This window comes from Bradyrhizobium sp. AS23.2, assembly GCF_001908185.1.
Taxonomy (GTDB): domain Bacteria; phylum Pseudomonadota; class Alphaproteobacteria; order Rhizobiales; family Xanthobacteraceae; genus Bradyrhizobium.
In genome coordinates this window covers 1-9135 of sequence record NZ_LGHM01000152.1, presented here as the reverse complement: position 1 = coordinate 9135, position 9135 = coordinate 1, and the positions used below count along the sequence as shown (strand labels likewise).

The 9135-nt window shown below is 57.2% G+C and carries 9 protein-coding genes; 4 read left to right on the top strand and 5 right to left on the bottom strand.

What is annotated here, in order from left to right:
- The first annotated feature begins 818 nt into the window (after positions 1 to 818).
- The 3 genes from AC630_RS30570 (at position 819) to AC630_RS30555 (ending at position 2724) form a co-directional block, all read left to right on the top strand.
- Positions 819 to 1043 (top strand): hypothetical protein, encoded by a 225-nt coding sequence (locus AC630_RS30570; RefSeq protein ID WP_074122195.1) that lies wholly within the window; start codon positions 819 to 821, stop codon positions 1041 to 1043.
- Entirely contained in the window at positions 1040 to 1249 is a 210-nt protein-coding gene (locus tag AC630_RS30565; RefSeq protein ID WP_074122194.1) for a hypothetical protein, read from the top strand. The genes AC630_RS30570 and AC630_RS30565 overlap by 4 nt, the downstream gene beginning before the upstream one ends.
- 386 nt (positions 1250 to 1635) lie before the next feature.
- The gene (locus AC630_RS30555; protein ID WP_074122192.1) at positions 1636 to 2724 is read left to right on the top strand and encodes an SAM-dependent methyltransferase; all 1089 of its coding nucleotides are present in this window, start codon (positions 1636 to 1638) and stop codon (positions 2722 to 2724) included.
- Here AC630_RS30555 and AC630_RS47905 read toward each other — a convergent pair.
- The 4 genes from AC630_RS47905 to AC630_RS30535 all read right to left on the bottom strand — a co-directional run bounded on the left by AC630_RS47905 (position 2670) and on the right by AC630_RS30535 (position 6626).
- A complete protein-coding gene (locus tag AC630_RS47905; protein WP_502691551.1) occupies positions 2670 to 2963 on the bottom strand; it encodes an ATP-binding protein in 294 nt (97 codons plus the stop codon). The genes AC630_RS30555 and AC630_RS47905 overlap by 55 nt on opposite strands.
- Positions 2964 to 3325: 362 nt before the next feature.
- Positions 3326 to 3718 carry a response regulator transcription factor gene (locus AC630_RS30545; RefSeq protein ID WP_074122190.1) on the bottom strand — a complete coding sequence of 131 codons (393 nt, stop codon included), beginning with the start codon at positions 3716 to 3718 and terminating at the stop codon, positions 3326 to 3328.
- Between the two features lie 355 nt (positions 3719 to 4073).
- Entirely contained in the window at positions 4074 to 4730 is a 657-nt protein-coding gene (locus AC630_RS30540; RefSeq protein ID WP_074122199.1) for a response regulator transcription factor, read from the bottom strand.
- 666 nt (positions 4731 to 5396) lie between these two features.
- Complete coding sequence (locus tag AC630_RS30535; RefSeq protein ID WP_083636447.1) at positions 5397 to 6626, bottom strand: AraC family transcriptional regulator; 1230 nt, start codon at positions 6624 to 6626, stop codon at positions 5397 to 5399.
- A gap of 1448 nt (positions 6627 to 8074) precedes the next feature.
- On the opposite strand from AC630_RS30535, the gene AC630_RS30525 reads away from it, so the two are divergent.
- Positions 8075 to 8749 (top strand): redoxin domain-containing protein, encoded by a 675-nt coding sequence (locus AC630_RS30525; protein WP_074122188.1) that lies wholly within the window; start codon positions 8075 to 8077, stop codon positions 8747 to 8749.
- Here the strand turns inward: AC630_RS30525 and AC630_RS30520 are convergent.
- Positions 8746 to 9135: LysR family transcriptional regulator substrate-binding protein (locus AC630_RS30520; protein WP_143198448.1), on the bottom strand; the 390-nt coding region annotated here is incomplete at its 5' end. The genes AC630_RS30525 and AC630_RS30520 overlap by 4 nt on opposite strands.

Here is a 9135-nt window from a genome sequence, read left to right as displayed (position 1 = left end):
CGGCCTCGAGGTCGAACGCATAGAACAGCTGACCCTGCTCACTCTTGCACCGCCCCATCATCGAAACTCTCCGTCGATGGCCGCTTCACCTCGACGGAATCACGGTTCGCCCCGCTCCTCAAGATAGTTCTGCAACAAAATCGACCCCATTGCGGAAATGGTCGGCTTTAAGGGGAGCGCCTTAAACCTTCGTATCGTTCCGTGACACCATTTAGATGACGGGACGACTACTGACGTTCAATTGAGTTGCTGATCGCGATCGTCCTAGGCTGCATGCGTTGGAAAAGCGCACGAACTCATGAAGTGCGATTGTGAAAAAAGGATGATCGACGAATAGCTGCGATAAAGCCAAGAGGAGACCACAATGCCCAACTGCTCCGAAAGTCTTAGATCTGGAAGTGCCGCGCGATGCGCAGTTTGTGATGGCAAGTTTGGTCTCGTCCGGCACTACTCGTGGCGAACGCCTCTTTGTTCCAAGAAGTGCGTCGATCGCTTCAGAGCTCGCAGGGAAAGTGACCGCAATTGGGTAGGCTGGCTCCAGATCACCTTCAACCAGCAGCCAGAGCACCGCGCGAGGGCCTTGTGATGGTCCAGATCTCACAACGAGGCAAGGCATATTTAGAGACAGCACGGACTTTGCTCCGCGCAGCCGAAACCATGACCGACTCAGCGATTGCGGGTCAGCTTAAGGCCCTTGCCGACGACTACGAGCGGCGAGCTGAGAAAGCTTCGCACGTTGATGCGGCCAAAGCATTCGCCCGATCTGGTCCTAGCGCTGAACGCGAATGGCGTGCATGACCCGGTGGGCAGCTTCAAACATGTTCCTCGAATACTGTACCATTGAAGCGCTGAACCTGCGCCCCGGCTCCAAGGAGCTGGAGGCATTCAACGTCGAGCGTGTGCGCGGCTACCTCGAGTGCAATCTCGGTTGCAAGAAGAAGGAGGTGATCCACGCGCTATGCCTGCATCCGCGCACGGTGGCCAAGGCCATCAAGATCATTCGAGCAAATGCCCATCGCAGCAAGGGGGCTCTCCAGTCGTGATCAAGATCATCGCCGTGCTCTGCAATCTCTCCTCTCCGGCAAATTGCCACGAGCAGACCGTCACCACCTCGGACTTCGCCGACGTCTCGATGCAGTCCTGCCTGATGGGCGCGCCGCAGCTCGCCGAGTGGATGAACCTGCATCCGGCAGAACGCCTGGCGGGATGGCGCTGCGTGATCGGCAAACAGGATGGCAGGCGAGCTTAGGGTGGAAATCCTCGCTACGGCATCACGCGGCGCGGCGGGGATAACGATCTTCTATCGACTCTATGGCGAGAGGTGATTTTCCTCACCGGCGTTGCAAGGTCATTCTCCCCGGGTGGTGGATAGTATTCTTTTACACGAACAGAAGCTACCATGAAGATGATCGACAAACGTCGAGGATGATACCAAGAGGAGGCTACCATGCCCTACTGCTCCGAGAGTCTTAGATCTGACAGAGCCGCGCGATGCGCAGTTTGTGATGGCAAGTTTGGTCTCGTCCGCCACTACTCGTGGCGTACCCAGCTTTGTTCTAGGAAGTGCGTTGATCGCTATAATTCGATAACTGCAATGCGAGTTCGAAGAATGTTTCAGCTATCACAGGAGCAACCGTGAATATTGTTCTAATATCTCAGTTGGCAGCGGCCGTCATCGGTGCGTTGTTTGTGGCATACAACTTGTTTCATTACGTACTGTTTCTTTTGGTGACCCGACCGAAGGACGCGAGCAAGATCGGCCACCAACTGAATGAATTCGAGCAGCGCCAACTGATTGAGTGGACACCAAAGCCGAACGACTTTCTCAAACATGACGACGAACAGCGCACATACGATGACGTGTTCCGCACGTATCGCGACGAGCAGTCGAACTACAGCACGTGTGTGTTTCCCCGATTGGCATTTTCGCACCCTTACGAGGCCGAATATGCACTTTTGAAGCCGAAAGACGGGATGCGATTCCTGGATCTCGGATGCGGCTCCGGCGCGGCAGCCGAATACCTCGCCGGACGGAGCAATATCGAAATTGTGTGCGTGACCAATTCATCTGTGCAGGCGGAGATCTGCCGGCGGAAATTTGCGAGACTTGGCGGGCGTGGACAGGTGATAGTCATCGACTTCGACAGCCTCGATCTCCCGAATGAATACTTTGATGGCATCTATGCGCTCGAGTCGATTGGCTACACCAAAGACCTGGATGCGTGGCTAGCTAGGTGCTGGCGGATGCTCAAGCCGGGAGGACGGTTGCTGATCCATTCGCCGGGGTCGCTGGATCATTGTCGCCGTACCAAGGATTACCTGAGTGTCACCGCCTTCTTCGAGAATTGGCGCTACAATTTTGTCGGAGCCAATCTTCTCGTCTACAAGATGCGCCGACTTGGCTTCAGTCCAATCCACTATCGGCGACTACCATTCTTGGCCTGGGGGGTAACCTGGAACTTCATTCAACACATGCTGTTGTGGAAGTACCGACTAAAGATGCGCACATTCGTGGAACTGGAGCGAATCATTTGGCGCACATCGAAGGTGTTTGTGTTTGGCAATCCGTACAACACGGTGCTGGCCACCAAACCCACGGCACTATCTTGCTCCCAAACTCATACATCGGGAAGCGGTGGCCTCATTGGCGATGACAAATGTTCCGCCTATTACACACCACCGGGTAGGCAATCTCGCCGGCGGCGGGGGAGAATTTCTGAATAGTAGTGAAGATCACGCCGCCGGACGCGCGGATGCAGTCGCTTGATCGTTGATCGGCACAGTGAATTGCAGGTGATGCTTGGCCCGGCGTTCGGGGTGGCCCATATGCGTCCCCCGTGAGCTTCGACAATCGAACGGCAGATTGATAGCCCCATGCCCATGCCGCCGGGCTTTGATGTAATGAAGGCGTCAAAGACGCGCTCAAGGTCCAGTGAGCTCAGACCTGGACCGGAATCCCGCACTTCGACAAGCACGCCGTCCGGCTCACCTTTAGCGGTGGTGATCACTAGTTCTCGTGACCTCTCGCAGACCGAGTTTACGGCGGCCCCTTCAAAGAGCAACGATCTTCGAGCTCAAGGGTCACGACCCGCGCTCCGCTATTTCGGCGGCTGTCAATCGCGACAGAGAACGATGCCCTCGTCGATGACAATCGCTCGATTGCCTGATCACTATTTCTGCAATTCGAATTTCCTTGCGAAGCTCGTGCAACCTAGAGAAGGCAGATACGATGTTCCAGCTGTCCGAAGGCGGCATATTTCACGATCGGGGGGCCCGAACGCGAACCACAAGTCTCCTGGCCGGGCGCCGGCAGCTGATTGAGCGGTCATGACGGATTTTCATCCGATTTGGCGCGCTGCAGAGCCGATTCGACGTATCCGAGCAGAACCTTCTCGTCGATGGGTTTGGTCAGGTAGCCAACGACGCCCCGACCCAGAGCCCGAGCTCGCGCGCTGTCATCGGGGTAAGCGGTAATCAGAATTGTTGGTATGTCATAGCCAGATCCCACCAAGCGGCTATGCAACTCGATCCCAGTCATGCGCGGCATGTGGACATCAACGATCAAACAGGAGGTATGGCGGAAGTTGGGAGACGCCAAAAAATCCAGTGCGGACGGGAAGGCCTCAATCGTGAAACCCATTGCCTCCATGAGACCCGCTAACGCCGCGCGAGAGTGCTCATCATCATCGACGATCGAAATTTGAATCTCGCTAGACATATCCCCACCTTGATTACTGGGGCTGCGGTCCGCCGCATCTCGCGTTCCGTGTCCATCTCAAGAAGGGCACTGCGCGGCTATCATCGCACCGTAACGACAAGGGTCTGAACTGGCGATTATACGGTGGACGGGCGATGCCATACTTCGGAATCATCGATACTATACTTTGGAATAGCTGATGCAGAACTTCTGAATAGTTCAACTCGGTTTGGGCCACGTCCGAATGCGTGGGCTGATGCCAGGTGGTTGCGCTCGACGCGGCAGCAGGGCCTTCCGGCAACGATTAAAAGCATGAGTTGGTTTGCGCAAGCAACAACCGTCCTCGCTGATGGATCCGCATGCCATCACGAAGCGATTAGGACCGCGGCGACTTTATGCCGAGCGTCTCCGCTATTTTGACAAGCTCGGCTAGAGATTGCGCACCCATCTTCTGCATTACGTGGCCGCGGTGCGCCTTCACAGTGATCTCAGCGACCTTCAGCTGGAAAGCGATCTGCTTGTTCTTTAAGCCAGTAGTTACGAGAGCCAGCACTTCTCGCTCGCGCGGGCTCAAACGGTCGAGACGCGAGTTCAGGTCCGTGAGCAGCTGCTCGGCCTTCCGCCGCGTCCGATCGCGCTCCAGCGCGATCGCCACTGCGTCAAGCATATCTTGATCGCGGAACGGCTTGGTCAGAAAATCCACAGCGCCCGCTTTCATCGCCTTGACCGACATCGGAATGTCGCCGTGCCCGGTCATGAAAATGATGGGAATGGAAGCGTTCCCTTTCGACAGCTCGGTTTGGAAATCGAGACCGCCCACCCCCGGTAATCTGACGTCAAGTACGAGGCAACCCACCACGTCGGGTAACATTTCGCTTTCGAGCAGCTCCGCGGCCGACCCAAACAACTTGACCTTGAAGCCGACCGAGTTGAACAGATCTCCGAGTGAGTCGCGGAAGGCCTTGTCATCGTCAACGACGACGATAGTTGGCTCCTCGGCTACCGCACGCTTTTGAATAGATTGCTGCGCCACGAGATACACTTCCGATACGCGACAACTTGGTGCATAAATATCACCTTCACGAAGGCCGTTCAACACATGACACCGCGCGAGTTCCAGCGTGGAACGCCATGGTTCGTGATGGCGAGAAGTTCGCCAGCTCGATGGTCCTCAGCACCCTTGCTGTAAGCCGGCCGATGAAATGTCAGCTCATCCCGTTCACGCTCCATTAGCAGCGACAGATTTGCGGAACGCCCCTACGATCGCTCTATGGCCTTTGGGCGGGGCCGTTCCCCTTGCGCCGCTTCAGCTTTCGGTCGCGTCGCTGAACTCCCGCGGCGGGCTTTCTGCTTTCTGTTCGCTAAGAGCCTTCCGGCTCGCGGAGCCAAGATGCAAAATCAGTCTTAGCCGGTCGCCGGCGAGCGATGGGAGCGCCGAGTAGGCCAGATCTCCGATTTGCCGTGTGTTAACAGGTTCGGCGGTTTAAAGACCGAAATGATCCGTTTACGTGCGATACCGTGCTCACCGCTACGGTCGCAAGAACGGATTCCGCCAGGGCCATCACTCGTAGATGATGTCTTCTTCAGGCTCGTGAGCTGCTTTCCTAGCGGGCACCGAAAGCCTGATCGTCCTCATCGCAATGTGAGGCCGAGATGCCTCCACCTTCCGAATAGCAAAAGTTGGTCGCGACGTCGCAGGTCATTTATATGTCATGAGAGGAGCCACGCTTCGGCGGTAATCCGTGGGGGCAATTCCCGTCGCCTTCCGGAACGCAGTGGCGAACGCGTTAGGACTGCTGAAGCCTACCGCCCGACTGATTTCCGTCATCGAGCCTGCTCGGTTTGCCAGCAGTAACTTGGCGTGCTCAACACGACGGTTGGTCTGGTATCGATGCGGCGGCATACCGAGCGATCGCTTGAATACCCGGCAGAAATGATACGGGCTCAGACGAGCGAGCTGCGCCAGCGTGCCAATCGGTATCCGCTCATTGAGATGTTCCTGGATATAGGCGGTGACGAGTCGTTGCTGCCACGGTGCAAGGCCACCTTGGAGTTGAGGTTGAACGCTGGGCATCCCGCAAGTGAAACGCGCAACTTCATGTATGAGCAGAGTACCGAGACTCCCGAAGTAGGTCGGGTCTCCTGCGGAGCTCTCGACGAACGTCTTCAGCTTGAGCGCGGTGTGCCATAGCGTTTCGTCTTCGAATAGAAGGCGCGGAGCGTCCGGTAGGTCCGTGATCCCACGCTTAGAAAGAGCCTTCAGCTTCTCAGGTTCGAAGTAGAAGTACATGAGCCGCATCTGCGACCCCTGCGGCTCGTGCCAATCGTGAAATTCGCGGCCAGCCGGCACGAATGTCAGCTTCCGCTCAAGGTTCCGGAGCGCTGATCGCGGCAAACCTTCCACAAATGTCTCTCCGTCGCGGCGCTCCCCCTTCTCGTACATCACGAGCATATGCATGGGAGCCCGATAGTGATGTTGGATTTTGCCTCGGCTGGTGGATCGCACAGATTCGGCGGCCATGCCGTGCCCTGTTACGGTGAGGCGTGCCACAGCCTCGGAAGGAGAGATTTCAACGACGGGATGGATCGCGTTCGCCGCGACGTCACCATCCAATTGGCGAGCTGGATCGAAAGTGGAGCAGTCATGGTCGCCTCCAATGATCGGGGATCGAGTTATCGGAGGCGACACTTGCGAGCCCGAAAGTGGCTGCAGATCTTCAGGGCCATGCTGCGAATCGCGTGGCTTCGATAAATTCTCGCGTAAACGGACTTGCCGGAGCCCGGCGCGCAGCTTGGAGGGCAAAAGTAGTGGGCGGCCTTCTGCCATCGCTTCTCCCGTTCGCTTGAATTGGAGTCGTGCTGTCAACTGATCGTCATCGGCTAGACGCATGGGGTCGAACTCCGGGTTCCTATACAGGATTGCGTTCATCCATTCCGTTGTCGCGATCGTGGTGCCCCTGCTGGGGCTAGTAGGGCCCCGCGTCGGGCCAAGCGGCAGCTTCCTTCGCCCGAAAGCTGCTACAAGCGATGCGGGGTGAGCCTGCCCTGCGGCACGCAAGTCCTCAATTGCACTCGCATTTGCGCGTCTGACAGGAAGGACGAAAGGGAGTTAGACTTTGGCAGACCAGGGCTGCGACTTTTGGATATCCCGGTTTCGACTTAGTTGGCGCGGGACGTCACTTCGCCGATTCTGATTTCTGAAACGTCGCGCGCACGGACCCAATTTGATGAGGTCTCCCTCAACGTCGCGTGCATGCTACAACGCGCCTGACAAGCCGGAAGGCTGGTTCTGCCAGTCCTGCCCGCAACGACTGTTCTTCCACCGCGTGTTATTCGGCCTGCAATATTGGTTCTGACGCATTTTTGGTGCAGCTCCGCTTATCCCGTGCCGATTAGTCTGACCTGAAGCAAATCGAGTTTTCTGCGCCCGTACATGGGGCCAATACGTCGTCGGCGAAGGGCTCGGTAAAAGTCTGACGTCCGCACAGAAAGGCGTCGCAGCGGAAGCGCCGGGCAGTGACCACGAGCTGAACAATTCATCCCGACAGCGGCGGATCAGTCACTTGGCGGCGGTAATGGTTGTGCTCCCACCGGGGAACCGTGCCCGCCCGACGGACGCTGACCGAAACCTCTGCAAGGGCGGACCGTGATAATGGCTCGATCAGCATCTTGTTGAGCACTTTCGACAACAAATCCACTCAGCACCAGACTAGAGCGGTTAAACGATTGTTGTATGGCGGTGAGTCTCTCCGAAAATGCACTACGCGAATTTAAACTGCATCAAAGTTGAGTTAGAGCCCAATATTGCCCCCAAAGCTGGGGTCGGCGTCCAAATTGTGAATGCCGATTGACGCCCGCGTTGGGTATCGTCGAAGCGACGGCTGGAGTGGCCCAACAGGGCGGTGTGCGTGTTCTTCTCTGGTGAAGAGCCGGAATCCTCGCGCGGTCCGCAATGCGAATTGTCCGTGATCGATTAGATCGCGCGCATGCGCTATCAGCAACAACAGATGTTCGCCATGATCATGCTGGGCTTTCGGCTCGGCGACATGCCGCGCATTCTGATCGCTACCACGCCGCTCGTATCAGTTCGTTCCGCTCCATGGTTGGCGTTTGCCTCATGCTGTCGCTCGGTACGCGGGTGCACGGGCGTGGTGACTATGAGAGTCATCGCTCGCGGCGTCCTCTACGGAAGCGGCGCCTAGTGCTTCGTTTGCCCGCGGCACATCCCGATATTTGGGGCCGCCGACTATTCCTAACGATTATTCGTCAACGGCTAACATTCCAAAGTTGAATTATCGTTTTCCAGAACGCACGGCCACCATGCAAGAAACATAAGCGGACAGGTGCCGCGAGGGGCGCCGTTGGGGGAGAACTAGAATGGACGACGAAGTTTCGAAGCGGCACCCGATTAATACGCCGATCAAACCCTTCGCGGAGACCTTGAGTGGTTTTCGCATGCTAGACATCCGAACCGACCGGCTGCTTTCATCGTGGCTGCGAGAGGCAGGCGTTCCTGACGGCGCCCTGAAGGCGAACGAACTTGCCCCCGATTTCCTTCTCCCCGAAGTAAATGGAAAGCTCGTTTCATCTTTGCAATTGCGACAAACTGCACCTTTGATCGTCACCTTCGTTTACGGGACTTGGTCCCCATTGTGCGCAGCTGGTCTACGCGCTCTTCATGAGGCCACCCCTAGTATCCGCGCTGCCGGCGCCAGAGCAATTGCCATAACGCCCGAGGCTGGAGACTTGCTACGCAATATCAAACGTGATCGCCGACTGGATCTGGAAATCCTCTCCGACCTAGATCTTGGGGTGAGCCTTTCGTTCGGCCTGGTGTCCGTGGTGCCGGCGGAGATAGTGAGCCGTCTCTTGCGGCGCGGCCTTGATCTCTGCGCTCCCCATGGCTTCTCCTTTTCCATGTTGCCAACGCCGGCCACCTACGTCCTCGACCAACGAGGGATCGTCCGTCGAGCGTGTGTCGGGCCGGACTCCATCACGGGAGCGAAGACCGAAACCGTGCTTGCGGCCCTGTCCGAATTGGATGGGGCCTAAGCCTCGCCCTTAGAGTCGGACCGGAAATGAGACGAGTGACAGGGGCGCGTGATTTGGATCAAGGAGCCTGCACCTTGTGCGTCATCCTTGCGAACATTGTCGTTGTTCGAGGCAGGGGCAGACGAGCGGCGGAGTTTGTCCAGCGCACTCGTCCAGTCGCGAACACGAGCAACTTTGATAAAGGCATCGAGCGCCGGCGAATACTGCCTCCCCGCCACGGCCAAAAGCTGCACCTCTCGCCGGACGGGGTCGCCCTCAATTGGAATAGCGGTGAGCGACGGCAGTCTGGGAGCGTGCTCTGGCGCCAAGATGGCTCCAAAACCGGCGGATGCCATCTGCTGAAGATGCCCTTCCTGATCGCTCCTGTGCACAACTTTAGGGCCTGG